Origin of the sequence: Pseudomonas sp. B35(2017), assembly GCF_002113645.1 — a bacterium.
Taxonomy (GTDB): Bacteria; Pseudomonadota; Gammaproteobacteria; order Pseudomonadales; family Pseudomonadaceae; genus Aquipseudomonas; species Aquipseudomonas ekonensis.
The window spans coordinates 210,011-236,538 of sequence record NZ_NEIZ01000004.1 but is presented as its reverse complement, the minus strand read 5'-3'; the positions used below and the strand labels follow the sequence as shown (position 1 = coordinate 236,538).

The 26,528-nt window shown below is 65.0% G+C and carries 20 protein-coding genes; 9 read left to right on the top strand and 11 right to left on the bottom strand.

Annotated features, from left to right (window positions below):
• Positions 1–54 precede the first annotated feature (54 nt).
• The 3 genes from CAG41_RS10110 (at position 55) to CAG41_RS10100 (ending at position 2,600) form a co-directional block, all read left to right on the top strand.
• The gene (locus tag CAG41_RS10110; RefSeq protein WP_085580091.1) at positions 55–819 is read left to right on the top strand and encodes an enoyl-CoA hydratase-related protein; all 765 of its coding nucleotides are present in this window, start codon (positions 55–57) and stop codon (positions 817–819) included.
• Positions 820–939: 120 nt separating this feature from the next.
• The gene (locus CAG41_RS10105; protein ID WP_085706953.1) at positions 940–2,058 is read left to right on the top strand and encodes a catalase family peroxidase; all 1,119 of its coding nucleotides are present in this window, start codon (positions 940–942) and stop codon (positions 2,056–2,058) included.
• Positions 2,055–2,600, top strand: coding sequence for a cytochrome b (locus CAG41_RS10100; RefSeq protein WP_085579699.1), 546 nt, complete (start codon positions 2,055–2,057; stop codon positions 2,598–2,600). The genes CAG41_RS10105 and CAG41_RS10100 overlap by 4 nt, the downstream gene beginning before the upstream one ends.
• An 81-nt stretch (positions 2,601–2,681) precedes the next feature.
• On the opposite strand, the gene CAG41_RS10095 is transcribed toward CAG41_RS10100, so the two are convergent.
• Together CAG41_RS10095 and CAG41_RS10090 are read right to left on the bottom strand one after the other, a co-directional pair.
• Positions 2,682–3,833, bottom strand: a complete 1,152-nt coding sequence (locus CAG41_RS10095; RefSeq protein ID WP_085579701.1) for a M14-type cytosolic carboxypeptidase — start codon at positions 3,831–3,833, stop codon at positions 2,682–2,684.
• Between the two features lie 475 nt (positions 3,834–4,308).
• Complete coding sequence (locus CAG41_RS10090) at positions 4,309–4,647, bottom strand: DUF6124 family protein (protein ID WP_085579703.1); 339 nt, start codon at positions 4,645–4,647, stop codon at positions 4,309–4,311.
• Positions 4,648–4,777: 130 nt separating this feature from the next.
• On the opposite strand from CAG41_RS10090, the gene CAG41_RS10085 reads away from it, so the two are divergent.
• Positions 4,778–5,434, top strand: a complete 657-nt coding sequence (locus CAG41_RS10085; RefSeq protein ID WP_085580093.1) for a LexA family transcriptional regulator — start codon at positions 4,778–4,780, stop codon at positions 5,432–5,434.
• Between the two features lie 38 nt (positions 5,435–5,472).
• On the opposite strand, the gene CAG41_RS10080 is transcribed toward CAG41_RS10085, so the two are convergent.
• Genes CAG41_RS10080 through CAG41_RS10065 form a run of 4 tightly spaced genes read right to left on the bottom strand, consistent with a single transcriptional unit; the run spans position 5,473 to position 11,034 of the window.
• Positions 5,473–7,422 (bottom strand): acetyl/propionyl/methylcrotonyl-CoA carboxylase subunit alpha, encoded by a 1,950-nt coding sequence (locus CAG41_RS10080; RefSeq protein WP_085706952.1) that lies wholly within the window; start codon positions 7,420–7,422, stop codon positions 5,473–5,475.
• Positions 7,422–8,237, bottom strand: coding sequence for a gamma-carboxygeranoyl-CoA hydratase (locus tag CAG41_RS10075; RefSeq protein WP_085579707.1), 816 nt, complete (start codon positions 8,235–8,237; stop codon positions 7,422–7,424). The genes CAG41_RS10080 and CAG41_RS10075 overlap by 1 nt, the downstream gene beginning before the upstream one ends.
• Positions 8,238–8,250: 13 nt before the next feature.
• On the bottom strand, positions 8,251–9,858 hold the full coding sequence (locus tag CAG41_RS10070; RefSeq protein WP_085630583.1) for a carboxyl transferase domain-containing protein: 1,608 nt from the start codon (positions 9,856–9,858) through the stop codon (positions 8,251–8,253).
• Between the two features lie 12 nt (positions 9,859–9,870).
• A complete protein-coding gene (locus CAG41_RS10065) occupies positions 9,871–11,034 on the bottom strand; it encodes an isovaleryl-CoA dehydrogenase (RefSeq protein ID WP_085579710.1) in 1,164 nt (387 codons plus the stop codon).
• Between the two features lie 315 nt (positions 11,035–11,349).
• Here CAG41_RS10065 and CAG41_RS10060 point away from each other — a divergent pair, with 315 nt between their 5' ends.
• Entirely contained in the window at positions 11,350–13,047 is a 1,698-nt protein-coding gene (locus CAG41_RS10060) for an AMP-binding protein (protein WP_085706951.1), read from the top strand.
• 637 nt (positions 13,048–13,684) lie between these two features.
• Here the strand turns inward: CAG41_RS10060 and CAG41_RS10055 are convergent.
• From CAG41_RS10055 to CAG41_RS10045, 3 genes are all read right to left on the bottom strand, one after another.
• On the bottom strand, positions 13,685–14,584 hold the full coding sequence (locus CAG41_RS10055; protein WP_085630577.1) for a hydroxymethylglutaryl-CoA lyase: 900 nt from the start codon (positions 14,582–14,584) through the stop codon (positions 13,685–13,687).
• 146 nt (positions 14,585–14,730) lie between these two features.
• A complete protein-coding gene (locus CAG41_RS10050; protein WP_085579717.1) occupies positions 14,731–15,132 on the bottom strand; it encodes a MerR family DNA-binding transcriptional regulator in 402 nt (133 codons plus the stop codon).
• A 186-nt stretch (positions 15,133–15,318) separates the two neighbouring features.
• Positions 15,319–16,248, bottom strand: a complete 930-nt coding sequence (locus CAG41_RS10045; protein WP_085579719.1) for a LysR family transcriptional regulator — start codon at positions 16,246–16,248, stop codon at positions 15,319–15,321.
• A gap of 159 nt (positions 16,249–16,407) precedes the next feature.
• On the opposite strand from CAG41_RS10045, the gene CAG41_RS10040 reads away from it, so the two are divergent.
• Positions 16,408–17,637: an acyl-CoA dehydrogenase gene (locus tag CAG41_RS10040; protein ID WP_085630575.1), complete on the top strand. Its 1,230-nt coding sequence runs from the start codon at positions 16,408–16,410 to the stop codon at positions 17,635–17,637.
• A gap of 46 nt (positions 17,638–17,683) precedes the next feature.
• On the opposite strand, the gene CAG41_RS10035 is transcribed toward CAG41_RS10040, so the two are convergent.
• On the bottom strand, positions 17,684–19,024 hold the full coding sequence (locus CAG41_RS10035; protein ID WP_085706950.1) for a substrate-binding domain-containing protein: 1,341 nt from the start codon (positions 19,022–19,024) through the stop codon (positions 17,684–17,686).
• 205 nt (positions 19,025–19,229) lie between these two features.
• Positions 19,230–20,042 (bottom strand): exodeoxyribonuclease III, encoded by an 813-nt coding sequence (xthA, locus tag CAG41_RS10030; RefSeq protein ID WP_085579725.1) that lies wholly within the window; start codon positions 20,040–20,042, stop codon positions 19,230–19,232.
• Positions 20,043–20,240: 198 nt separating this feature from the next.
• Here xthA and CAG41_RS10025 point away from each other — a divergent pair, with 198 nt between their 5' ends.
• From CAG41_RS10025 to CAG41_RS10015, 3 genes are all read left to right on the top strand, one after another.
• Positions 20,241–20,891, top strand: a complete 651-nt coding sequence (locus tag CAG41_RS10025; RefSeq protein WP_085706949.1) for an N-acetyltransferase — start codon at positions 20,241–20,243, stop codon at positions 20,889–20,891.
• Between the two features lie 66 nt (positions 20,892–20,957).
• A complete protein-coding gene (locus tag CAG41_RS10020; RefSeq protein ID WP_085706948.1) occupies positions 20,958–22,685 on the top strand; it encodes an autotransporter assembly complex family protein in 1,728 nt (575 codons plus the stop codon).
• On the top strand, positions 22,682–26,356 hold the full coding sequence (locus CAG41_RS10015) for a translocation/assembly module TamB domain-containing protein (RefSeq protein WP_085706947.1): 3,675 nt from the start codon (positions 22,682–22,684) through the stop codon (positions 26,354–26,356). The genes CAG41_RS10020 and CAG41_RS10015 overlap by 4 nt, the downstream gene beginning before the upstream one ends.
• Positions 26,357–26,528: the final 172 nt, after the last annotated feature.

The window sequence follows — 26,528 nt, the reverse complement described above, 5'->3', positions numbered from 1 at the left end:
CACGCCGCCGTCGCGGCTGTCGCACATCAATTGAGGAGAATCAGGATGACGAATGTGAATATTTTGGTCGAGCGGTTGGGGCGTGTCGTGTTGGTCCGGCTCAATCGTCCGCAGGCGCGCAATGCGCTGAACACCCCCTTGATGCAGGCGTTGATCGAAACCCTGCAACGTCTGGACAGCGATCCTGCGGTCGGCTGTTTCGTGGTGACCGGAACAAAGGATTTCTTTGCCGCCGGTGCCGACATCAGGGAAATGCACGGCAAGTCTTGCCTGGACATGGTGCAGGAAGACTATTTTTCCGGCTGGGATGCGTTCGCCGGGCTGCGTACGCCGAAAGTCGCCGCCGTCGCCGGCTATGCCTATGGCGGAGGCTGCGAGCTGGCGATGATGTGCGACGTGATCGTCGCGGCCGGATCCGCCCGGTTCGGCCTGCCTGAAATCACCTTGGGCGTGATGCCGGGCATGGGCGGCACCCAACGGTTGACCCGCCTGGTCGGGCGCGCCAAAGCGATGGACATGATTCTGACCGGGCGTTCGATGTCCGCCGATGAGGCGGAGCGGGCCGGCCTGGTCTCTCGGGTGACGGGCGACGAGGACGTGTTGGAGCAGGCCTTGGCGATTGCGCAGCGGATCAGCGGTTTCTCCCGGCCGGCCACGCTGGCTGCCCGGGAGGCGGTGGACCGTGCGCTTGAGGTGGGGATGCGCGAAGGCGTGCTGTCCGAGCGCCGTGCGTTTCATGCCTTGTTCGCCACGCCGGGGCAGAAGGAGGGCATGCAGGCCTTCCTGGAGAAACGCGAGCCTTGCTTCAACCGGAGCTAGACAACTGAGCACCGGCTCGCTCGCGGTTAACTGAAAGAAACTACAGTTCAAAGGGAATAATCCTACGAGGCGTTCGTCTCATAGCACCTTTTCCTATGGCCGATGGCCCTGGAGTCTTTTATGGTTGATCGCAGTTCACCGAACCGCTCGCCCGACACTTCACCACCCGGCGGGCCGCAGCGTCCGCCGTTGGGGGCCGCAAGCCTGCTGGTGCGCTTGACCGGCATTGCCGTGGTGGTTGCCGCAATGGCCGGGGCGTTTGCCTACGTGCACGGCAGCTTCGACCCGCAACGCCTGACGCCCAAGGCGTTGGTCGATGTGCTGGAGAAGAACAACGGCATCCACCCAGGCTTTCGCCGCAACCACGCCAAGGGTGTGTGCGTGATCGGGCATTTCGAAAGCAGCGGCGAGGCGCGGGCGTTTTCCGCCGCGCAAGTGTTCAACGAGCCCGTCACGCCCGTGGTCGGCCGATTCGCCTTGCCGGCGGGCAGTCCCTATGCGCCGGACGGCAGTGTGCCGATCCGCAGCCTGGCCCTGCGCTTCAAGCAAGCCAACGGGCAGCAATGGCGCACCGGCATGAACAGCATGCCGGTGTTCCCGGTGGGCACGCCCGAGGCGTTCTATCAACTGTTGCAGGCGCAGTCGCCGGATCCGGCCACCGGCAAGCCTGACCCGTCGAAGGTGCCGGCGTTCTTCGCCGCCCACCCGGAAACGGTGCCGTTCCTGACTTGGGTGAAGACGGCCAAGCCGTCGGCCAGCTATGCCACGGAAACCTACAACAGTGTGAATGCGTTCTACCTGGTCGACGCCGGCGGGAAAAAGCAGGCGGTGCGCTGGAGCATGGCGCCGCAGGCCCAGGACGCCGCCGGCGCTTCTGCGCCGGAGGGCGCCGACTTTCTGGAGAAGGATCTGGTGCAGCGCCTGGCCGCAGGGCCGCTGCGCTTTCAGTTGAACATCACGTTGGCCGACCCGGCCGACCCGGTGAACGATGCGAGCAAGGCCTGGCCCGCCGGCCGCAAGGTGCTGAACGCCGGCACGCTGGTGCTGGAAAAGACGCAACCACAACTGAGCGGCGAGTGCCGTGACATCAATTACGACCCGCTGGTGCTGCCGGCCGGCATCGAAGGTTCAGACGACCCGCTGTTGGCCGCCCGTTCGGCCGGTTACGCCGATTCCTACCTGCGCCGCACCAGTGAAGTCAGCCAATTGCCCGCCACCCGACAGGAGGCTCGCCCATGAGCAAGCAACCGACCCATTTTGCGTTTCCGGCGCGGCTGCTGCACTGGCTGATGGCGTTGATGATCATCGCGATGCTGTTCATCGGCGCGGGCATGGTCGCTTCGGTGTCGGCGCGGCATGAATGGCTGATCAACCTGCACAAGCCCTTGGGCATCGCGATTCTGGCGCTGGCGGTCGTGCGGCTGCTGGTGCGGTTCTCCACCCGCCAGCCGCCGTTGCCCGAAGACCTGCCGGGCTGGCAGGCGATGGCGGCCAAGGCGTCCCATGTCCTGCTGTACGGGCTGATGCTGGTGCTGCCGCTGCTGGGGTGGGCGATGATCAGCGCGGCGGGCGACCCGGTGATGCTGGGCCGTTCGCTGCAGCTGCCGTCGATCCTGCCGGCCGATGCGCAGGTGTTCGCGCTGTTGCGCAAGGCCCACGGTTATCTGGCGTACCTGCTGTTCGTGACGGTGCTGGTGCATCTGGCGGCCGCGCTGTTCCACGGCTGGGTGCGCCGCGACGGCGTGCTCGACAGCATGTTGCGCGGGCGGGATCGCGGCTGACCGCTTGAGCGCGAATCGCCGTCGCAAAAAAAAGATCGCAGCCTGGCTGCGATCTTTTTTTGGGGGCGCGAGGGGAGGGGATCAGCGCAGGCCGTCGACGATCTCGGCGATGGCGGTCAGCACGTCCTTGCCCAGTTGCTTGGAGCGCTTGCCCGACCAGCCGGTGAGGGCGTTCGGGTTGTCGTCGTGATCCTTGAACGGCATCTCCAGGGTCTGCGACAGGCAGTCGAACCGCTGGCCGACGCTGTTGCACGCCAGGTTCATGTTGGCTTGGCCCGGTTCGTCGCGGGTGTAGCCGTGCTTGGTCTGGAAGTCCTTGGTGATGCGCTTGAGGTGGCTGCGGAAATCCTCTTCGAGTTTCTCCAGGCGCGGCGTGAAGCCGGGGTTGCCTTCGCAGCCGGCGGTGAACACGTGCGGGATTTCCTCGTCGCCGTGGATATCCAGGAACAGGTCGACGCCGTACGTTTCCATCTGCTGCTGCACGAACAGGACTTCGGGGCTGATTTCCTGGCTGGCGGTCTGCCAGGCGCGGTTCAGGTCCTGGCCCATGGCGTTGGTGCGCAGGTGCCCGTGGAACGCGCCGTCGGGGTTCATGTTCGGCACCAGGTACAGATCGGCCTTGGCCAGCAGTGCGTTCAAGACCGGATCGTCGTGGCGCTCCAGGCGTTCGATCACCCCCTCCATGAACCATTCGGCCATGTGCTCGCCGGGATGCTGCTGGGCGATGATCCAGACCTTGCGCCGGCCCTCGGCGCCGCTGCCCTTACGCAGCAGCTGGATGTCGCGGCCTTCGACGCTCTTGCCGGTGGCCAGCAGTTCGGTGCCGGCCTTGGTCAGGGCCTGGTCGATCAGCCAGTCGTGACGGCCGCGGCTGTAGGGCTCGAAGTAGGCGAACCAGGCGTGGGTCTGCTCGGCTTCGAGGCAGAAGCGCAGGCTGTCGCCTTCGAATTGGGTCGGAATGCGGAACCAGTTGACGTGGTCATAGGAGGCGACCGCCTGATAGCCGGTCCAGGCTTTGTTGTAGGACGATTGACTGGCGTTGACCAGGCGGAACCAATGCTCCTGGTGGACATGCAGGCCGCTGGCCTTGAAGTGGAACCACTGGAAATGGTTGCTGCGGGTGTCAGGGCGGATCGCCAGCACCGGGTTGAGCGGGTTGCTGATGTCGACAACCTGGATGTTGCCGCTGTCGAAGTTGGCGCTGATGTCGAACGAAGATTTGGCCACGGTCATATCGGTTCCTGAACAGGATTTTTATGGTGGCTACTCTACACGCAAGACAGGGGTGAAACCGAGGGAATTTGCGGGGTGTGCGGGTGGGGGCGTCCTCCATGACGCGCAGGCAGCTTAGTGGCTGTGCGATTGATTCTCAAGTGCTAAATGTCATTGTCTGGGGCCGGTGAGGCGGGGTTCGGCTTGCCAAGCGATATTCTTTTGATATTATCCGCGCCACTGAATTTGCAGCACCTGAAGACTTCATTAGCCTGAAGCCAAAAGCCAGAAAACTGGCAAAAAAAAGACCCGGCAAAAAGCCGGGTCAAAAACCGTGATTAGCCTGATGAGGAGATAGTCCAGAAGACCGACCTAAGGTCTCTGGTCCATCGACCGGTCTCGCGACCAGCTGCGTCCAATAATAATCATTATCATTTGCAAGTCAAATGATTTTATCTGCGCGATCGGAAAAATCTTTCCGATCCGATTCCGTTCCTCAATGACCGCCGCCATCGAGCGAGTGATCGACCATCGCCCGTGCCATGTCCACCATGTGCACCACCGAAAACGCCAGATCCCGACTGACGCCCTGCAGCCCGTCCGTGGCCTTGATCGCCGTTGCCGCCGCGCAGCGCAGCAGGTCGGAGGCATGCACCAGGGATTCTTCGCTGCTGAGGTTGCGGTTGACGCCGAAGAAGCGGTCCTCGGTGTCGGGCTCGGACACAGTCGGTTTCAAGTAATAGTCCAGTGCGCGTTGCGCGGCAGCGCTGCCTTGAGGTGAAGTGAGCGTGGTGTCGATCTGCAGGTCGGGCAAGTCTTTGCTGGTGATGTTCATGGCGTGAGGTCACTCCCTGTTCGTGTTTGAATCCATGACCCAAGCATAATACTCGTCGTATTTGTGACCAGAATTTAAATACTACAATATGTGTTTTGCTGGCCGAAGGCGTCCACGTATGGTGCCGCACATGGATAAATGGATTGAATTGGTCAAGGCCAAAATGAGTGAACTCAAAGTCACTCAAGTCGAGCTCGGCGAACGCGTCGGCATGTCTCAGGGCGGCATCGGCCATTGGCTGAACAAGCGTCGGGAGCCGGGCGTCGATGAGATGAACCGGGTGCTCAAGGCGCTGGGAATGGACTTTCTCGAGGTGGCGCTGGTGATCCGCGAACCGCAGCCGGACGCCGACGAGGGAATGCCGCTGGCGCAGAAGTACAACCCGTACTTCCGCTACCCCGTCAACGACTGGCGCGAGCCCCTGCAGGTGCGTGAAGCCGAACCTGCGTATGCGGGCGTCCAGGACAAGCGCCGCTTCGAACTGACGGACTACCATGCCCGCGGCGCGGCGTTCTGGCTGCTGGTGACGGGGGACTCGATGACGGCGCCCAGCGGCCCGAGCATCGCCGAAGGCATGCTGATCCTGGTGGATCCGGCATTGGAGGCGGAGCCGGGCAAACTGGTGATCGCCCAATGGGCGGACAGCGATGAAGCGATTTTCCGCAAGCTGATCGAAGAGGGCGGCCAGCGTTACCTGTTGCCGCTCAATCCGACCTGGCCGAAAGCCCTGTTCACCGACGCGTGCCGCATCATCGGTGTCGTGGTGCAGGCAACGGCCAGGTTCTAGTCGGATCGATCCTCGCCAGGCGTAGGATCGATCTTCCTTTACGCCTCTTCCAACTCGACCAGCGCGCTGCCTTCGCCGACCATTTCGCCTTCCTGGCAATACAGCGCCTTGATCACGCCGGCGTGGGGCGCGCGGATGCTGTGCTCCATCTTCATCGCCTCCAGCACCACCAATTGAGCGCCGGCCTCGACCGTTTGCCCGGCCTCGACCAGCACACGCACGATGCTGCCGTTCATGGGCGCCGTCAGGCCGCCCTGGTGGCTGTGGCTGGCTTCGACCGCGCTGATCGGATCGTAGGTTTCGATGTGGCGCCATTCGCCGTCCCATTGCAGGTACAGAGCTTCCCCGTGGCGGATCGCCCGGTGCTGACGACGCAGGCCGTCGCGTTCGATCGACAATTGTTCGCCGATCAGCCTGGCGTCGCCGGCGGCACCGAGGGTCAACGCCCGATCCTGTCCCTCGCAGCTCAGATGCAACGTGATCTCTTGCGGCAAGCCCGCCCGCAGGCCGCTGTGCAAGGCCCATGGTGAAGCCGGGTCATCCGCCCGTGCCGCGCCCGGCAGGCTTTGCGCGAAGGCTTGCGCCGCCGCGTTCCAGAACGCATCGCTCAATGCGCTAGGCGCCGGCAGCAATTGTTCCTGATAACGGGGAATGAACCCGGTATCCAGTTCCGCAGCGGCAAAGGCCGGATGCGCGATGATCCGCCGCAGGAAGCCGATGTTGGTCTTCAGGCCGCCGATGGCGAACTCATCGAGCATGCTCAGCAAACGCAGGCGCGCCTGTTCCCGGTCTTCGCCCCAGGCGATCAGTTTGCCCAGCATCGGGTCGTAGTACGGCGAAACCCCGTCACCTTCCTCCACGCCGCTGTCCACCCGCCGACCCGGCCCGGCGGCCGATTCGCGGTACAGCGCCAGGCGGCCGGTGGCCGGCAGGAAATCGTTGGCTGGGTCTTCCGCATACAGCCGCACTTCAATGGCGTGGCCGTTCAGCGGCACTTGATCCTGGGTGATCGGCAGCGCTTCGCCCCGGGCGACGCGGATCTGCCAGGCCACCAGGTCCAGCCCGGTGATGGCTTCGGTGACCGGGTGTTCCACTTGCAGTCGGGTGTTCATTTCCATGAAGAAGAATTCGCCGCGTGCATCCAGCAGGAACTCCACCGTGCCCGCGCCGACATAGCCGATGGCCTGGGCCGAACGCACCGCCGCCTCACCCATGGCCCGGCGCAGTTCGGGGCTCAGGCCGGGCGCGGGGGCCTCTTCGACGACCTTCTGGTGCCGACGCTGGATCGAGCAGTCGCGCTCGTTCAGGTACAGGCAGTTGCCGTGACGGTCGGCGAACACCTGGATCTCCACGTGCCGCGGCTTGAGCAGGTATTTCTCCACCAGCATCCGCGAGTCGCCGAAGGACGATTGCGCCTCACGCTGGGCCGAGGCCAGGGCTTCGGCCAGTTGGCTGACGTCCTCGACCACTTTCATGCCTTTGCCGCCGCCGCCGGCCGTAGCCTTGAGCAGCACCGGATAGCCGATGCGTTCGCAGGCTTCGCGGAAGGTGTCCAGGTCCTGCGCTTCGCCGTGATAGCCCGGCACCAGCGGCACGCCGGCGGTTTCCATCAAGGCCTTGGCGGCGGACTTGCTGCCCATGGCATCGATGGCGGAGGCGGGCGGGCCCAAGAAGAGCAGGCCGGCGTCTTCGATGGCGCGGGCGAACCCGGCGTTCTCCGAAAGGAACCCGTAGCCGGGATGGATCGCCTGGGCGCCGCTGGCCTTGGCCGCCTCGATCAGTTTGTCGATCTGCAGGTAGCTGTCGGCCGCCTTGCTGCCGCCCAGGTCGACGCGGATGTCCGCTTCCCGGCTGTGCCGGGCGTTGCGGTCGGTGGCGCTGTGCACGGCGACGGTGGTCAGGCCCAGGGCCTTGGCGGTGCGCATCACCCGGCAAGCGATCTCGCCGCGGTTGGCCACCAACAGGGTGGTGAGAACAGGTGCGCTCATCAACGCGGCTCCTTGGTGGTGGTTGCGGCTTGCCAGCTAGGTGGACGTTTCTGCAGGAAGGCGCGCAAGCCTTCCTGGCCTTCGGGGCTTACACGGATGCGGGCGATGGCGTTTTCCGTGTAGCGGCGCAGGGCCGGAGTCAGCGCGCCGTTGCCCACCTCGCGCAGCAGCTCCTTGCTGGCGCGCAGGGCGGCGGGGCTGTTGAGCAGCAGGTTGTCGACCCACTGCGCGACCTTGTGCTCAAGCTCGTCGGCCGGATAGCTCTCGGACAGCAAGCCGATCTCCCGCGCCCGCTGGCCGCCGAAGCGTTCGGCGGTCAGGGCGTAGCGCCGCGCCGCACGCTCGCCGATGGCCTGCACCACGAACGGGCTGATCACCGCCGGCGCCAGGCCGATGCGCACTTCCGACAGGCAGAACTGCGCATCGTCGGTGCCGATGGCCATGTCGCAGCAACTGATCAGGCCCAGAGCGCCGCCGAACGCCGCGCCTTGCACCACGGCCAGCGTCGGGATCTTCAGCTTGGCGAGGTTGTACATCAGTTCCGCCAGTTCCCGGGCGTCGTCGAGGTTGGTGTGGTAATCCAGTTCGGCCGACTGCTGCATCCAGGCCAGGTCCGCCCCGGCGCTGAAATGCTTGCCGCGGCCGCGCACCAGCAGGAAACGCAGGCTGGCGTCGCTGGCGATCTTGTCGAGGGCCAGGATCAATTCGCGGATCATCTCGGCGTTGAACGCGTTGTTCTTCTCTTCGCGGCTGAGCCACAGGGTCGCGAAGCCCCGTGGGTCGCTCTGCAGTTCGAGGGTGTTGAAGTCGCTCATGAGGTTCTCCCGATCACATCCGGAACACGCCGAAGCGGCTCGGTTCGATAGGCGCGTTCAGCGACGCGGACAAGGCCAGGGCCAGCACGTCGCGGGTCTGCGCCGGGTCGATGACGCCGTCGTCCCACAGCCGTGCGCTGGAGTAGTAGGGGTGGCCTTGCTCTTCATACTGGTCGAGGATCGGCTGCTTGATCTCCGATTCCTGCTCGGCACTGAAGCCCTGGCCGCTGCGTTCGGCCTGCTCGCGCTTGACCTGCACCAGCACGCCGGCGGCCTGTTCGGCGCCCATCACGCCGATCCGCGCGTTCGGCCACATCCACAAGAAGCGCGGGTCATAGGCCCGGCCGCACATGCCGTAGTTGCCGGCGCCGAAGCTGCCGCCGATGATCACGGTGAACTTCGGCACTTTGGCGCAGGCCACGGCGGTCACCAGTTTCGCGCCGTGCTTGGCGATGCCGCCGGCCTCGTACTTCTGACCGACCATGAACCCGGTGATGTTCTGCAGGAACAAGAGCGGAATACCGCGCTGGCAGGCCAGTTCGATGAAGTGCGCGCCTTTCTGCGCGGCCTCGGCGAACAGGATGCCGTTGTTGGCCAGGATCGCGATCGGGTAGCCGTGCAGGTGAGCGAAGCCGCACACCAGCGTGGTGCCGAACAGGGCCTTGAACTCATCGAACACCGAGCCGTCCACCAGCCGGGCGATGACTTCGCGCACATCGAACGGCTGCTTGGCGTCGGCGGACACCACGCCGTACAGCTCGTCGCTGCCGTAGAGCGGCGCGACCGGCGCGCGTTGCTGCACTTCGCCGAGCTTGCGCCAGTTGAGGTTGGCCACGCTGCGGCGGGCGAGCGCGAGGGCATGCTCGTCGCTTTCGGCGTAGTGGTCGGCCACCCCGGAGACCTTGCAGTGCACATCGGCCCCGCCCAGGTCTTCGGCGCTGACCACCTCGCCGGTGGCGGCCTTCACCAGCGGGGGGCCGGCGAGGAAGATGGTCGCCTGCTGGCGCACCATGATCGCTTCGTCGGCCATCGCCGGCACATACGCGCCGCCGGCGGTGCACGAGCCCATGACCACGGCGATCTGCGGGATGCCCATGGCGCTCATGTTGGCCTGGTTGAAGAAGATCCGCCCGAAGTGTTCGCGGTCCGGGAACACCTCGTCCTGACGCGGCAGGTTGGCGCCGCCGGAGTCCACCAGGTAGATGCACGGCAGGCGGTTCTGCTGGGCGATGGTCTGAGCGCGCAGGTGTTTCTTCACGGTCAGCGGGTAGTACGAGCCGCCTTTCACCGTGGCGTCGTTGGCCACGATCATGCATTCGACGCCTTCGACCCGGCCGATGCCGGCGATCACGCCGGCGGCGGGTACATCTTCGCCGTACACCGCGTGGGCGGCCAGTTGGCTGATCTCAAGGAACGGCGAGCCCGGATCGAGCAAACGGTTGATCCGCTCGCGCGGCAACAGCTTGCCGCGCGAGGTGTGGCGTTCCTGGGCTTTCGCGCCGCCGCCCTGGGCCACTTGGGCCAGCAGGGTGTGCAGGGCGTCCACTTGCTTGAGCATCGCCGCGCTGTTGGCGGCGAACTCCGCTGAACGGGGATTGAGCTGGGTGTGCAGGATTGCCATGGACAGCTCCGTTTAGCGGGTTTCGTTGAACAGTTCGCGACCGATCAGCATGCGGCGGATCTCACTGGTGCCAGCGCCGATTTCGTACAGCTTGGCGTCACGCAGCAGACGGCCCGCCGGGAATTCGTTGATGTAGCCGTTGCCGCCCAGGATCTGGATCGCGTCCAGGGCCATCTGCGTGGCGCGTTCGGCGGTGTAGAGGATCACCCCGGCGGCGTCCTTGCGGGCGGTCTCGTTGCGCTCGCAGGCCTGGGCCACGGCGTAGAGGTAGGCGCGGCTGGCGTTGAGCTGGGTGTACATGTCGGCGACCTTGCCCTGGATCAGCTGGAACTCGCCGATGCTCTGGCCGAACTGCTTGCGGTCGTGGATGTACGGCACGATCAGGTCCATGCACGCCTGCATGATCCCGGTCGGGCCGCCGGACAGCACGACGCGCTCGTAGTCGAGGCCGCTCATCAGCACTTTCACGCCGCCGTTGAGCACGCCGAGGATGTTCTCTTCCGGCACTTCGACGTCATCGAAGAACAGCTCGCAGGTGTTGGAGCCGCGCATGCCGAGCTTGTCGAACTTGTTGCTGCGGCTGAAGCCTTTCCAGTCGCGCTCGACGATGAAGGCGGTGATGCCGTGAGGGCCCTTTTCCAGGTCGGTCTTGGCGTAGATCACGTAGGTGTTGGCGTCGGGGCCGTTGGTGATCCAGGTCTTGCTGCCGTTGAGGACGAAGCGGTCGCCGCGCTTGTCGGCGCGCAGTTTCATCGAGACCACGTCGGAGCCGGCGTTCGGTTCGCTCATGGCGAGGGCGCCGACGTGTTCGCCGCTGATCAGCTTGGGCAGGTATTTGCTTTTCTGTTCGTGGTTGCCGTTGCGGTTGATCTGGTTGACGCAGAGGTTGGAGTGGGCGCCGTAGGACAGCGCGACGGAGGCCGAGCCGCGGCTGATCTCTTCCATGGCCACCACGTGCGCCAGGTAACCCAGGCCGGCGCCGCCGTACTCTTCCGGCACGGTGATGCCGAGCAGGCCCATGTCGCCGAACTTGCGCCACATGTCGGCGGGGAACAGGTTGTCGCTGTCGATCTGGGCGGCACGCGGGGCGAGCTGGTCAGCGACGAAGGACTGAACCTGATCGCGCAGCATGTCGATGGTTTCACCGAGGGCAAAGTTCAGGGTTGGGTAGCTCATGGGTCACCTTTTGGCTTTTTTGTCGGGTGGGGAGGGCGGCGGTTCGGCTCTCACCTTTACGTTAACGTAAGCCTGTGACGAATGGCTGTCAATCACCCTTTACGTTAACGTCAACTTGAGCGAGAGTAGGGCCAGTTCTGAAAGACCGGCGTCGCTGTTTGTGGTGAGGGAGCTTGCTCCCGCCCGGGCGCGAAGCGGTCGCAAAATCGCAGTCTGCGGTGCGTCTGGCATCGTCGGCCTGCCGGTTTCACGACTGCTGCGCAAGCCACTCGCCACCAGCGCCACGCTCCTACAAAAAAGACAATAGGGGTCGTCATGGATCAACCCAGTGCAAACCCGCAGCGCAGCTACACCCGCGGTTCCCAGGACAAAGCCTTGCTGGCGATGACCATCGGTCAGAAGTTCGACGAGACCGTCGCGCGTTACCCGGACGGCGAGGCGCTGGTGGTGCGCCATCAGCAGCGGCGCTACACCTGGCGGCAACTGGCCGACGCGGTGGATCTGCACGCCAGGGCCTTGCTGGCGTTGGGGCTTGAGGCCGGCGACCGGCTCGGCATCTGGTCGCCGAACTGCGCGCAGTGGTGCATCACCCAGTTCGCCACGGCGAAGATCGGCGTGATCCTGGTCAACATCAACCCGGCTTACCGCAGCAGCGAACTGGAATACGTGCTCAAGCAGTCCGGCTGCCAATGGCTGGTGTGCGCCGGCGCGTTCAAGAGCTCCGACTACCACGGCATGCTGCAAGGCCTGCTGCCGGAGCTGGCCGAGCAGTCCATCGGCCAGTTGCGCAGCGAGCGCCTGCCGGACCTGCGCGGGCTGATCAGCCTGGATGCGCAGCCGCCGTCGGGGTTCCTGCCGTGGTCGCAACTGGCGGACCTGGCCGCCGGGGTCACGGCGCAGCAACTGCGCGAACGCAGCGACAGCCTGCACTTCGACCAACCGGTGAACATCCAGTACACCTCCGGCACCACCGGTTTCCCCAAGGGCGCGACCCTCAGTCACTACAACATCCTCAACAACGGCTACATGGTCGGCGAAAGCCTGGGCCTGACCGCCGCCGACCGGCTGGTGATCCCGGTGCCGCTGTACCACTGCTTCGGCATGGTCATGGGCAACCTCGGTTGCGTCACCCACGGCAGCACCATGATCTACCCCAACGATGCGTTCGACCCGCTGCTGACCCTCAGCACCGCCGCCGAAGAGAAAGCCACGGCGCTGTACGGCGTGCCGACCATGTTCATCGCCATGCTCGATCAGCCGCAGCGCACGGAGCTCGACCTGTCGGCCCTGCGCACCGGGATCATGGCCGGCGCCACCTGCCCGATCGAAGTGATGCGCCGGGTGATCAGCGACATGCACATGAGCGAGGTGCAGATCGCCTACGGCATGACCGAGACCAGCCCGGTGTCGTTGCAGACCGGTCCCGCAGATGAACTGGAACTGCGCGTCACCACCGTCGGCCGCACCCAGCCGCAGCTGGAAAGCAAGATCATCGACGAGGCGGGCAACCCGGTGCCGCGCGGCACCATCGGCGAGCTGTGCACCCGTGGCTACAGCGTGATGCTCGGCTACTGGAACAACCCGCAGGCGACCGCCGAAGCCATCGATTCCGCCGGCTGGATGCACACCGGCGACCTGGCCAGCATGAACGACGAAGGCTACGTGTGCATCGCCGGGCGCAACAAGGACATGATCATCCGCGGCGGCGAGAACATTTACCCCCGCGAGCTCGAAGAGTTCTTCTTCACTCACCCGGCGGTGGCGGATGTGCAGGTCATCGGCATTCCGTGTTCGCGCTACGGCGAGGAAATCGTCGCCTGGATCAAGTTCCACCCCGGCCACAGCGCCACCGAGCAGGAGTTGCAGGCCTGGTGCAAGGAGCGCATCGCCCACTTCAAGACGCCGCGTTACTTCCGTTTCGTCGAGGAGTTCCCGATGACGGTGACCGGCAAGATCCAGAAGTTCCGCATGCGCGAGATCAGCATCGAGGAGTTGCGCGACAGGCTGGGCTGACGCCATCGCCGGCAGGCTGCTCCCACAGGCTTTGCTTCGCGCATTGCCGTGTGGGAGCGCGGGGGGATCGGTCGTCGGGGGTGTTTTCAGGATCGCAGACAGCACAAAGGGGAGCCGAAGCTCCCCTTTAATTTTGTCGTCGCGTGCTCTTTTTTATTATTGAGGGGCGGCCTGTTGTTGTTTTTGGTGACCGTGGCCCTTTGCTGCGTTTTTGGCGATCCCCATCCGGGATCAAGAGCAAACGTATTTTTTTGAGCGCTGATCTGCTTTCTCGCTAGGCGATCCAACCGATACGGGAGCTACCTGAAGGTAGTTTTATTGTTCTCTGCCCGGTTGCGGGTCACTCCGAAGAGCACCCTGAAAAGCACACCTTCTCCAAAAAAATCTGTTAGCTGCGTCTCTGCCGTGTTGTTTTTGTTATGTCAGAGTCGTTTCGTCTTGTTTTTATTGGTTTGCCACTTTTTTATTCTTGTTATGCCATAGAGATAGCAGTTGCCGTGCCAACTTTTAAAAATCCTTTAAATTCAATGATTTAGGTTTTTTGAAGGATTTTTCACTCAGGCAAAACCAGACAATTTGTTTCCGTGTTACTCGTTCGTGCCCGCATTCCGGGCCGCAGCGGTAACACCGTGTCCCCTCACTGTGCGCTGCGGGCCTTGGCCACGCGCGAACCGGTCGGGCGGCCCAGCACGGCGCTGATCTGCAGGCCCGCGGCAATCAAGGCGTCCAGGTCGATGCCGGTCTCGATGCCCAGGCCGTTGAGCAGGTACACCACGTCTTCGGTGGCGACGTTACCGCTGGCGCCCTTGGCGTACGGGCAGCCGCCGAGGCCGGCGATGGAGCTGTCGAACACGTTGATGCCTTCGAGCAGGCTGGCGTAGATGTTGGCCATGGCTTGGCCGTAGGTGTCGTGGAAGTGGCCGGCGAGCTTCTCCCGCGGCACCTGGGCCGACACCACCTCGAACAGCCTGCGGGTCGCGCCCGCCGTGCCGGTGCCGATGGTGTCGCCGAGGGAGACTTCGTAGCAGCCCATCGCGTACAGCTCGCGGGCGACCGCCGCGACCTGCTCCGGTGCCACCGCACCTTCATACGGGCAGCCCAGCACGCAGGACACGTAACCGCGCACAGTGACGCCATGCTGTTTCGCCGCTTCCATGACCGGTGCGAACCGCGCCAGGCTTTCGTTGATCGAGCAATTGATGTTGCGCTGGGAGAAGGCTTCGGACGCGGCGGCGAACACCGCGACTTCCTTGACCCCGGCCGCCACGGCGTCCTCGAAACCGCGCAGGTTCGGCGCCAGCGCGCCGTAGGTCACGCCCGGCGTGCGCCGGATCTGGGCGAACACCTCGGCGGAGCCGGCCATCTGCGGCACCCATTTGGGCGACACGAAACTGCCGACTTCTATATAGCCAAGGCCGGCGGCGCTGAGCGCGTCGACCAACTGCACCTTGTCGGCGACGCTGATGGGCCGGGCTTCGTTCTGCAGGCCATCGCGCGGGCCGACTTCGATCAGGCGTACTTGGGAGGGGAGGGACATGGCGTTGACCTGTTGTATGTGTCTGGCGTCTACGAGAGCCCTTATGGCAGCCGGCCTGCCGGCGATTGCGGTGGTTCAGCCACGTCGATGTCGCCTGACGCTCCGCCATCGCCGGCAGGCTGGCTCCCACAGGGGATGGGGTGGGGCTATTGCACGGCCTGCTGACTCTTGAGCGTCTGCTCCAGCGCCTGCACGCAGCGTTCTTCGGCGGTGTCGAGTTCCAGCTTCATCTGTTCGATGTCCAGCAGTTGCTGTTCGAGCTGCGCGCGGCGTTCGCTGATTTTCGCCAGCATGCTGTTGAGCTGTTTGGTGTTGCCGCTGGACGGGTCGTAGAGCTCGATCAGTTCGCGGCATTCGGCCAGGGAGAAACCGATGCGCTTGCCGCGCAGGATCAGCTTCAGGCTGACCTTGTCGCGCGGTGAGTAGATGCGTTCCTGGCCTCGGCGCTCGGGGCTGAGCAGGCCTTGCTCTTCATAGAAGCGGATCGCCCGGGTGGTGATGTCCAGCTCGCGGGCGAGGTCGGAGATGCTGTAGGTCTGGCTGCTCATGGAAGCGCTCGAAAAGGGGTACTTGGCGCTAAGCTAATGGCAGGTTGACGTTTACGTCAAGGGGCGGCGGATTCGGTGTCTGTGTCGGCCCCATCGCCAGCAGGCTGACTCCTACAGCCATGTGCGCAACACAGGCCCATGTGGGAGCCAGCCTGCTGGCGATGAACGATGACGCGCAGAAAAGCCCTACACGCTGTCCAGCTTCTTCTCCTGCGCCGTCACCTGCTGGCACAGCTCGATCATCTGTTCGCGCATCCAGCGGTTGGCCGGATCCTGGTCGGTGCTTTCGTGCCAGTACAGGTGGGTCTCCACCGGCGGCACATCGTTGACCGGCAGGTTGAACGTCAGCAGGTCATGGCGGCGGGCGAAGCGTTCCGGGACGGTCATGACCATGTCGGTCTGCTGCAGCACCTGGGACGCCATCAGGTAATGCTGGGAACGCAGGGCGATCTTGCGCTGGATGCCCATCTTGCCCAGCGCCAGGTCCACATAGCCCAGCCCGTTGCGGCGGCTGGAGATGTGGATGTGGGTCAGCCCCAGGTAGTCGTCGAGGGTGACCTTTTCCTTGCCCGCCAGCGGATGGCCCTTGCGCATGGCGCACACGTAACGGTCTTCCATCAGCTTGACGTGGCGCACCTGCGGGTCGGTGTTGAGCGGGGCGTCGACGGCGAAGTCCAGGCGTCCGGCCGCCAGTTCCTTGGTGGTTTCCCGGCGTTTGGACAGGAAGCTTTCGATGACCACCGTCGGCGCCAGGCGCCGCAGGCGCTGGAACAGCGGCGGCAGGATCACGGCTTCCGTGAGGTCGGTCATGCTGATGCGGTAGGTCTTGACGGCCTGGGCCGGGTTGAAGATCCGGCTTTCCTGCACCGACACCCGCAGCAGCGAGAGCGCGTTGCGCACCGGGCCGATGATGTTCTGCGCCATGGGCGTGGGCACCATGCCCTGGGCGGTGCGCACGAAGAGCGGGTCGTTGAAGGTCTCGCGCAGGCGGGCCAGGGCGTTGGACACCGCCGGCTGAGTGATGCCGACGATCTGCCCGGCGCGGGTCAGGTTCGCTTCGGTGTAGATCGCGTCGAAGACGATGAAAAGGTTGAGGTCGACCTTGCTCAGATTCATTGCGCGGCTTCTCTTGTTTTGTAGGCGGCCCGGAAAATCAACCGATCATATATCGGTGATGAATGTTTATACATGCCGAGAATAGGCTAGGTAAATTATCAGCGCTGTTCTAGCATCGATTGCATGATCTGAACAACCTCTCACCAAAAGGTAGTGCCCATGGATTTCGCTTATTCGCCCAAGGTTCAGGAACTGCGTGAGCGCGTGACCGCGTTCATGGACACTTACGTTTACCCCGCCGAGGCCGTGTTCGAGCGCCAGGTGGCCGAAGGCGACCGCTGGCAGCCGACGGCGATCATGGAAGAGCTCAAGGCCAAGGCCCGGGCCGAAGGCCTGTGGAACCTGTTCCTGCCGGAATCGGAACTGGGCGCCGGCCTGACCAACCTCGAATACGCGCCGCTGGCGGAGATCATGGGCCGCTCGCTGCTGGGCCCCGAGCCGTTCAACTGCTCGGCGCCGGACACCGGCAACATGGAAGTGCTGGTGCGCTACGCCAACGAAGAGCAGAAGCAGCGCTGGCTCGAACCGCTGCTGCGCGGCGAGATCCGCTCGGCGTTCGCCATGACCGAACCGGACGTCGCGTCCTCCGACGCCACCAACATGGCCGCCCGGGCTGTGCGCGACGGCGACGAGTGGGTGATCAACGGCAAGAAGTGGTGGACCTCCGGCGCCTGCGATCCGCGCTGCAAGATCCTGATCTTCATGGGCCTGAGCAACCCGGACGCGCCGCGTCACGCCCAGCACTCGATGATTCTGGTGCCGGTGGACACCCCCGGCGTGAAGATCGTCCGTCCGCTGCCGGTGTTCGGCTACGACGACGCGCCCCACGGCCACGCCGAAGTGCTGTTCGACAACGTGCGGGTGCCTTACGAAAACGTGCTGCTGGGCGAGGGGCGCGGCTTCGAGATCGCCCAGGGTCGCCTCGGCCCGGGCCGGATCCACCACTGCATGCGTTCGATCGGCATGGCCGAACGGGCACTGGAACTGATGTGCAAGCGCTCGGTGAGCCGCACCGCCTTCGGCAAGCCGCTGGCGCGCCTGGGCGGCAACGTCGACAAGATCGCCGACTCGCGCATGGAGATCGACATGGCGCGCCTGCTGACGCTGAAGGCGGCGTACATGATGGACACCGTCGGCAACAAGGTGGCCAAGAGCGAGATCGCGCAGATCAAGGTCGTGGCGCCGAACGTCGCGTTGCGGGTGATCGACCGGGCGATCCAGATCCATGGCGGGGCCGGGGTGTCGAACGACTTCCCGCTGGCCTACATGTACGCGATGCAACGCACCCTGCGCCTGGCCGACGGCCCGGACGAAGTGCACCGCGCGGCCATCGGCAAGTTCGAGATCGGCAAGTACGTGCCCAAGGAAATGCTGCGCAGCGAGCGCTGAGCCGGCGCTTTGTTGTGGCGAGGGAGCACGCTCCCTCGCCCGACGCTCAGTAGACCCACACCTCCACCCGCCGATTCTTGATCCGCCCCTCGTCGGCGTTGTTGGCCGCCACCGGCATCAGCGCGCCGAACCCCCGCACCTCGCGCAGCGTCACTCCGTTTTTCACCAACTCCCGCCGCACCGCCATCGCCCGCAGCTTCGACAGCAGGTCGGCCCTTGCCGGATCGTCCTTGGCGTCGCCGAAGCCCACCAGGGTCACCGCCCGGTCGGTCTTGCCGTGGCGTTGCAGGTAATCGAGCACCCGGGCCAGGTCTTGGCGGGCCTTGTTGTCCAGGCTGGCGCTGCCTTCTTCGAAACGGAAGTTCACCGTCAGGCGCTGGGCGTGGCGGCTGAGGGATTGATAACCCTCGGGCATCAACGCGTTCGGGGAGACGGCGATGGGATGGATGGTCTGGGCGATGAACCCGTTGGCCGCCACGATCGCCTGGCCTTGAGGGCTTTGCGCGAACGCCGCCAACGCCATGGCCCAAGGGTTCCGGCTGGCGGGCGGCAAATAGAAGAACAGGCGCCGGGACAGCGGGTAGTCCTCGGTGGCGATCAGCCCCGGCAACGGTGGCATGGCCTGGGACTGGCCATCGATGATCGCCACCGCTTTGGCCTGGCGGATGTAAGGCAGGCCGATGAAGCCGATGGCCTGCGGGTCGGCGCTCACCGCGTCGGACAACTGCTCGCTGGACTCGAAACGCTTGGCTGCGCTGCTCAAGGTCTTGCCGCGTCCGCTGAGCACCAGTTCCTTGAAGGTGTCCCAGGTGCCGGACTGATCATCCCGCGCATACAGGTGGATCGGCCCGCCGCTGGCGCCGACGGCTTCCCAGGTCTTCGCCTCGCCGCTGAAGATCCGGGCCAGCTGTTCGGTGTCCAGTTGCCGCACGGGGTTGTCGGGGTGAAGGATGATCGCCAGGCCGTCGATGGCGATCACCTGTTCGGCGGCGGGGCTCTTCAGGTCGCCGAGGGCTTGCAGGGCGGCCAGTTCGCTGTCCTTGACCGGGCGCGACGACGCTGCGAGGTCGGCACCGGCGTTCTTGAGCGCGGTGAAGCCGGTGCTGGAGCCATGGGCGGCGATCTCCACCACCACGCGCCGGCCTTGGACGGTCTGGCCGACGATGCGTTGTTCGTTGGCGGTGTCCGGGTCTTCGTGGTGGATCTTGAGCAGGCCTTGCTCTTGCAGCAGCCCTTCGACCAGCGCAGGCCCCAGCGCCGCGCCGATGGTGTTGGAACCCTGGATGCGCAGCGCCGGGCCGTGTTCCGGGATCGGCAAGCCGTCGGCGCAGGCCATCGCCGGCAGCCAGGCGCCCAGCACAAGGATCAACAGAACACGCAGGGTCATGCCGGCACCGTTTGCGGCCAAGGGGATTGCCGGGGAGATTAAGTCAGAAGGGTTTCGGAAAAATGACAGCGGCCCCACAGGATCTGCGGTCACCGCAAAACCTGTGGGAGCGAGCCTGCTAGCGATGAGGCCGTTTTAGTCACCATTGCGGCGACGGAGTGGACGCTATCGCCGCCCGGAGCAGGCCCGCTCCCACAGGTGGGGATCAGCTCAGCTCAAGCCAGATCGGCGCATGGTCCGACGGTTTTTCCATGCCGCGCAGCTCGTAGTCCACGCCCGCCGCCTTCACCCGCGGCAGCAAGGCCTGGGAGGTGAGGATCAGGTCGATGCGCAGCCCGCGCTTGGGCTCGTCCTCGAACCCGCGGCTGCGGTAGTCGAACCAGCTGAAGGTGTCGGCCACGTCCGGGTTCAGGTGCCGGAAGCTGTCGGTCAGGCCCCAGTTCTTCAGGCGCGCCATCCACTCGCGCTCCTCGGGCAGGAAGCTGCATTTGCCGGTCTTCAGCCAGCGCTTCATGTTGTCCGGGCCGATGCCGATGTCGCAGTCCTCCGGGGAAATGTTCACGTCGCCCATCACCACCAGCGCCTGATCGTTCTTGAACTGGCTTTCCAGCAACTGTTGCAGGTCGCTGTAGAAGCGCTGCTTGGCCGGGAACTTGGTCGGGTGGTCGCGGCTTTCGCCCTGGGGGAAGTAGCCGTTCATGATGGTGACCTGTGTGCCGTCGGCATCGGCGAAGGTGCCCCAGATGAAGCGGCGCTGGGCGTCTTCCTCGTCGGTGGCGAAGCCCTTGTGCACGGCGATGGGCGCCTGGCGCGAGAGCAGGGCGACGCCGTAGTGGCCTTTCTGGCCGTGGAAATGCACGTGGTAGCCCAGGGCGCGGATCTCTTCCAGCGGGAACTGGTCGTCGTGCACCTTGGTTTCCTGCAGGCCGATGACATCCGGCTGATGTTTCTCGATCAGCGCCGTCAACTGATGCGGACGGGCGCGCAGTCCGTTGATGTTGAAGGAAACAATCTTCATGGTCGGCAGTCCTGGCAAAAGGGCGATGCTAGCTGACATGTGGGATGGGGGCCAGTGTGGGGTAGGGGGATTCGCGGTGTTCTGTCAGATGTGCGTTGTCCTGACGTGGTCTATACCTTTTGGGAACTGCGCCGCCACCGGCAGGTTCGTACCAACAAGAGCGCCGCCGCAGCCGCGCCACCGGGGAGAATCACCGCCATGCCTGAGACCTCGACCGCCATCGCCGACATCCACATGCTCGACCGCGGCTATTCCCGCGAGGCGCGATCGCTGCTGTACCAGGCCTACCGTCATGAGCCGACGTTCGCCTACCTGTTCGAGGCCGAGCGCCCGGGCTACGAGCAGCGGGTGCGGGCCACGGTGCGCGAACTGGTCAAGCAGCATTTCGCCCAGGAGCTGCCGGCCATCGGCCTGCTGGTCAACGACCGCCTGATCGGCATCGCCCTGATCGCGCCGCCGCAGCGGCGGCTGGGCGTCACCGAGAGCTGGGCCTGGCGCCTGCGCATGGTGCTGAGCACCGGTCTGCGCTGCACCCGGCGCTACCTGGAATACCACGCCGCCGTGGCGGCCTGCGTACCCGGCGAGGCGGTGCATGTGCTGCCGCTGCTGGGCATTCACCCGCAGTTCCAGGGCAAGCATTTCGGCGAGCAGTTGCTGCAGGCGGTGCACAACTGGTGCGCGGTGGACGAGCACTCCCGCGGCGTGGTGCTCGACAGCGGCAACCCGCGCTATCTGGCGTTCTACCAGCGCCAGGGCTATGAAGAAATCGGCGAGGTGGCGGTCGGGCCGGTGCGCGAGCATGTGTTTTTCCACACCAATCCGCAGGTGTTACATACTGCAACGGCTTGAGGGGCGAACTTTCCGCGCCCCCCAAGGCTCTATCACGCTCCCGAGCTCGTGATAGCATCCGCGCCTATGAAGTTTCCAGGAAGATTTACCGGTGGCGTGCTCCTGCTGTTAACCAGCTGCGCGGCGCTGGCGCAAAGTGAATTGGATGTGCGGGTCAAACCGTCCAACGATGAACTCAAGGCCAATATAGAAGGCTATATCGGCAGCCTCGGCGACCGCGACGAAGAAGCCTTGCTGCGCTTCAGCCGCGGCGCCGAAGAGCAGGCGCGCAAGGCTGCCCAGGCCTTGGGCTATTATCAGCCGCAGATCGACAGCGAAGTGAAGGGCGGCGACAAGCCGCGCCTGGTGCTCAAGGTCGATCCGGGCGAGCCGGTGCGCCTGCGCAACGTCACCGTGCGCATCGACGGCCCGGCCGCGTCGCTCAAGGTGTTCCGCGTACCGAAAAGCGACGCGCTCAAGCCCGGTTCGGTGCTCAACCATGGCCGCTACGAAGACGCCAAGCGGCTGATCCAGAACCAGGCCTCGCGCTACGGTTTCTTCAGTGGCCGCTTCACTCGTCAGAAGCTGTCGGTCGATCCCCGCGCCGGCGTCGCCGACATCGAACTGATCTACGACAGCGGCCCGCGCTATGCGCTGGGCCCGGTCAAGTTCGAAGGCGACACGCCGTTCGACGAAGACCTGCTGCAACGCATGGTGCCGTTCAAGGCCGGCGAACCGTACGATTCGGAGCTGATCGCCGAACTCAACCGGGCCCTGCAATCGAGCGGCTACTTCGAAGGCGTGCGCGTCGATGCCGCGCCGACGGCGGCCAAGAACGACGTGATCCCGGTGGACGTCAAGCTCGACACCCGCAAGCCGCGCACCATGGGGCTGGGCCTGGGCTACTCCACCGACGTCGGCCCGCGGGTCAAGGCCAACTGGACGCGCCATTGGGTCAACCCCCAGGGCGACAGCTACGGCTGGGAGGCCGAACTGTCGGCGCCCCGGCAGAACGTCGGGCTGTTCTACGACATCCCGCTCGACCCGCCCTTGACCGACAAGCTGCGCTGGGCCGGCGGCTACCAATACGAAGACATCGACGGCTCCGACACCCTGAGCAAGCTGCTCACCTTCGGCCCGGAGTGGCACAGCAAGCTGCCCAGCGGCTGGCAGCGGGTGATCTCGCTGAAATGGCAGCGCGAGGAATACCAGCTCGGCGATGACTCCGGCCTCAGCAACCTGCTGATGCCCGGCATCAGCTATGCGTACCTCAAGAGCGACAACCGCATCGACCCGCACAACGGCTATCGCCTGGCGTTCGAAAGCAAGGTGGCGAAGGAAGGGCTGGGCTCGGACAACAACCTGTTGTACGGCACGGCGCTGGTCAAGGGCCTGACCACGGTGTTCGACAAGCACCGTTTCCTCGGGCGGGTGCAGGTCGGCGGCAGCGCCACCAACGGCTACACGTCGGTGCCGCCGTCGCTGCGGTTCTTCGCCGGCGGCGACCAGAGCGTGCGCGGCTACGACTACCAGAGCCTGTCCCCGGAAAACGCCAAGGGCGACCGCATCGGCGGCCGCTACATGGTGGCCGGCAGCGTCGAGTACCAATACTCGATCGCCGAAAAGTGGCGGGTGGCGACCTTCGTCGATCAAGGCAACTCTTTCAACAAGCTCGAACTGCCGAACCTCAAGACCGGGGTCGGCATCGGGGTGCGCTGGGTGTCGCCGGTGGGGCCGATCCGCCTCGACCTGGCCCACGCGCTGGACGACGACGGCGGCATCCGGCTGCACTTTTCGATGGGGCCTGAGCTGTGAAGCGTGCTGTGAAGATTTCGTTGCTGGCGCCCGGGGCGCTGGCGCTTTTGCTGGTGTCGGGCGCCGGGCTGGTGCTCGGCACCGAGACCGGCAGCCGTTGGGCGTTGGGCCTGGTGCCGGGCCTGAGCGTGGACAATTTCCAGGGCCGGCTCGGCGGGCAGTGGAGCGCCGATCACCTGCTGTGGCAACAGGACGGCAACCGGGTCGAGCTGGACCGGCCGGTGTTCGAGTGGTCGCCGCTGTGCCTGGCCCGCATGACCCTGTGCATCGAACAGCTCAAGGCCGGACAGGTGCGCCTGCACTTTGCGCCGGGCACGGAAACCACCGAGAGCGGCCCGGTCAAGCTGCCGGATCTGCAACTGCCCGTGGCCATCGAGCTGGGCGACGTGCAGGTCGACAGCCTGCTGCTGGACGGCAATGAACAGCTCAAGGACTTGCGCTTGGCCGCGCACTGGACGGCCAAGGGCATGCAGATCGACAACGTGCAGTTGCAGCGCGACGACCTGAGCCTGAAGCTGGCCGGCCTGCTGCAACCGACCGGCGACTGGCCGCTGACCGTCGAAGGCCAGCTGACGCTGCCGGCGCCGGGCACCAAACCGTGGACGCTGGCGCTGAAGGTCGACGGCGACCTGCTGAAAACCCTCAATCTGCACGCCGACAGCCACGGCTACCTCGACGGCCAGTTGAGCGGCGAACTGCAGCCGCTGGCGGAACACCTGCCCGCCAAGGTGCGCATCACCAGCGACGCCTTCAAGCCGAGCGCCGATCTGCCGGACACCCTGCAATTCAACCAATTGCTGCTGACCGGCGAAGGCGACCTGAAAAACGGCTACCGCCTGCAAGGCAACGCCACGCTGCCCGCCGAGCAAGGCCCGGTGGCGCTGGTGCTGCAAGGCCAGGTGGATGCCAGCGGCGCGCAGATCGCCGGCCTCGACCTGAACGCCAACGACAAGCAAAGCCTCAAACTCACCGGTCATATCGACTGGAGCAAGGGCTTGAGCGCCCAGGCCAACATCGACTGGCGGGACTTCCCGTGGCGTCGGCTCTACCCGGAGATCGACGAGCCGCAAGTCGCCTTGCGCACCTTCACCGGCGAAGTCTCCTACACCGACGGCCAGTACCTCGGCAATTTCGCCGCCGCCCTGGACGGCCCGGCGGGGGCGTTCAGCTTGAGCAGCCCGTTCAGCGGCAACCTCAAGCAAGTCTTTCTGCCGCAACTCAAGCTGGAGGCCGGGCAGGGCAAGGCCGAGGGCCATGTGAACGTGCAGTTCGCCGACGGCATTGCCTGGGACACCGCGCTGGAACTGTCGGCCCTCAACCCGGCGTACTGGCTGGCGGAGCTGCCGGGCACCCTGGCCGGGCCGCTGAAAAGCAAAGGCGAGATGAAAGGCGAACGCCTGAGCCTCAACGCCGACCTCGACCTCAAGGGCAAGCTGCGCGGTCAGCCGGCGGTGCTGCAAGCCAAGGCCGACGGCGCCGGCGAGCAATGGAACCTCAACGCCCTGCAGATCCGCCTCGGCGACAACAGCATCAGCGGCAAGGGCAGCCTGCAGCAGAAGTTCACCGGGCAGATCGACATCAAGCTGCAACGCCTGGCCCAGCTCTGGCCGCAACTGCGCGGGCAGGTCAATGGCCGGGTCGATGTGGCCGGCACGCTCAAGGCGCCGCAGGGCAAGCTGGATCTGCAAGGCTCGCAACTGGCGTTCCAGGACAACCGCCTGCAAAGCCTCAACCTCGACGCCACCCTCGACGGCGCGCAGCGCGCGAAGATCGACCTCAAGGGCAGCGGCATTCAGGCCGGCGACACCTCGCTGGGCACGCTGACCGTCAGCGGCCAGGGCGACATCCGGCAGCAGAAGCTCAATCTCGACCTGCTCGGGCCGAAGCTCAAACTGGCCCTGGGCCTGGACGGCAATCTGGACAAGGGCAACTGGCGCGGGCGCCTGGCCAGCGGCGACATCCAGGCCGGCGGCCAGGACTGGAAGCTGCAAGGGCCGGCGAAGCTCGAACGCCTGGCCGACGGCAAAATCAACTTCGGCGCCCATTGCTGGATCTCCGGCAACGCCAGCCTGTGCGGCGAAGACCAGCGGCTGATGCCCGACCCGAAACTGCGCTACCACCTCAAGCAATTCCCGATCGAAAGCCTGGCCGCCTGGCTGCCCAAGGATTTCGCCTGGCAGGGCCGGCTCAACGCCGACCTGCAACTGGACCTGCCGGCCAGCGGCCCCAACGGCCTGATCAGCGTCGACGCCAGCGGCGGCACCTTGCGCGTGCGTGAAAAGGACCAATGGCTGGACTTCCCGTACCAGACCTTGCGCCTGTCCAGCAAACTCACGCCCAAGCGGATCGACACCGACCTCAACTTCGTCGGCGGCAAACTGGGCGAACTGATGGTGCAGGCCCAGCTCAACCCGCTGCCGAAGAATAAACCTTTGAGCGGTTCGTTCCGCCTGACCGGGCTGGACCTGTCGGTGGCGCGGCCGTTCGTGCCGATGGTCGAGAAACTCACCGGGCGCCTGAACGGCAGCGGCACGGTGTCCGGCGGCCTGCTGGCGCCGCAGGTCAACGGCACCGTGCAGTTGAGCGACGGCGAAGTCTCGGGGCCGGAGCTGCCGATGGAGTTGCAGGCCCTGCAGCTGCAAGCGGTGATCGCCGGGGAAAGCGTGCAACTGAACGGCGGCTGGAAAAGCGGCAAGGCCGGGCAGGGCAGCCTGAACGGCAATGTCGCCTGGGGCCAGGCGCTGGCGGTCGACCTGGCGCTCAAGGGCACGCAGTTGCCGGTCACGGTCGAACCTTACGCCAAACTGGAAGTGGCGCCGGACCTGAAGATTTCCATGGCCGGCGACGAACTGGCCATCGCCGGCAAGGTGATGGTGCCCAAGGGCGAGATCACCGTGCGCGAATTACCGCCATCGACCGTGAAAGTCTCCGATGACACAGTCATCGTCGGCCAACAGACCGAAGAGGGCAAAACGCCGCTGGCCATGAAGATGGACATCGACGTGATCGTCGGCCAGGACAAGCTGAGCTTCGCCGGGTTCGGCCTCACCGCCAACCTGCAAGGCCAGGTGCACATCGGCGACAACCTCGACACCCGCGGCGAACTGTGGCTCAACGACGGCCGCTACCGCGCCTACGGCCAGCGCCTCAACGTGCGCCGGGCGCGGCTGCTGTTCGCAGGCCCCATCGACCAGCCGTACCTGGACATCGAAGCGATCCGCCAGACCGACGACGTCATCGCCGGCATCCGCTTGAGCGGCAGCGCCGAACAGCCGACCACGCAGATCTTCTCGGAGCCGGCGATGAGCCAGGAGCAGGCACTGTCCTATCTGGTGCTGGGCCGTCCGCTGAGCAGCAACGGCGAGGACAACAACATGCTCGCCCAGGCCGCGCTGGGGCTGGGGCTGATGGGCAGCTCCGGGGTCACCAGCGGGCTGGCCAAGAACCTGGGGATCCAGGATTTCCAGCTCGACACCCAGGGCAGCGGCAACACCACCAGCGTGGTGGCCAGCGGCAACATTTCCGAGAAGCTCAGCCTGCGCTACGGCGTGGGGGTGTTCGAGCCGGCCAACACCATTGCCTTGCGCTACAAACTGAGCAAGAAGGTTTACCTCGAAGCCGCCAGCGGCGTGGCCAGTTCGCTGGACATCTTCTACAAGCGGGATTTCTAGGCCGCTCACTCCGAAACCGAGTCGTTCCCATCGCGGGCAAGCCCGCTCCCACAGGTTCCTGGGTCGTATACACAATTAGTGCACGACGCCGAACCCTGTGAGAGCGGGCTTGCCCGCGATGGCGTCCGCCTGTGTGCAACCAAAGACCCAGTCCGGCAGTCAACTAATAACA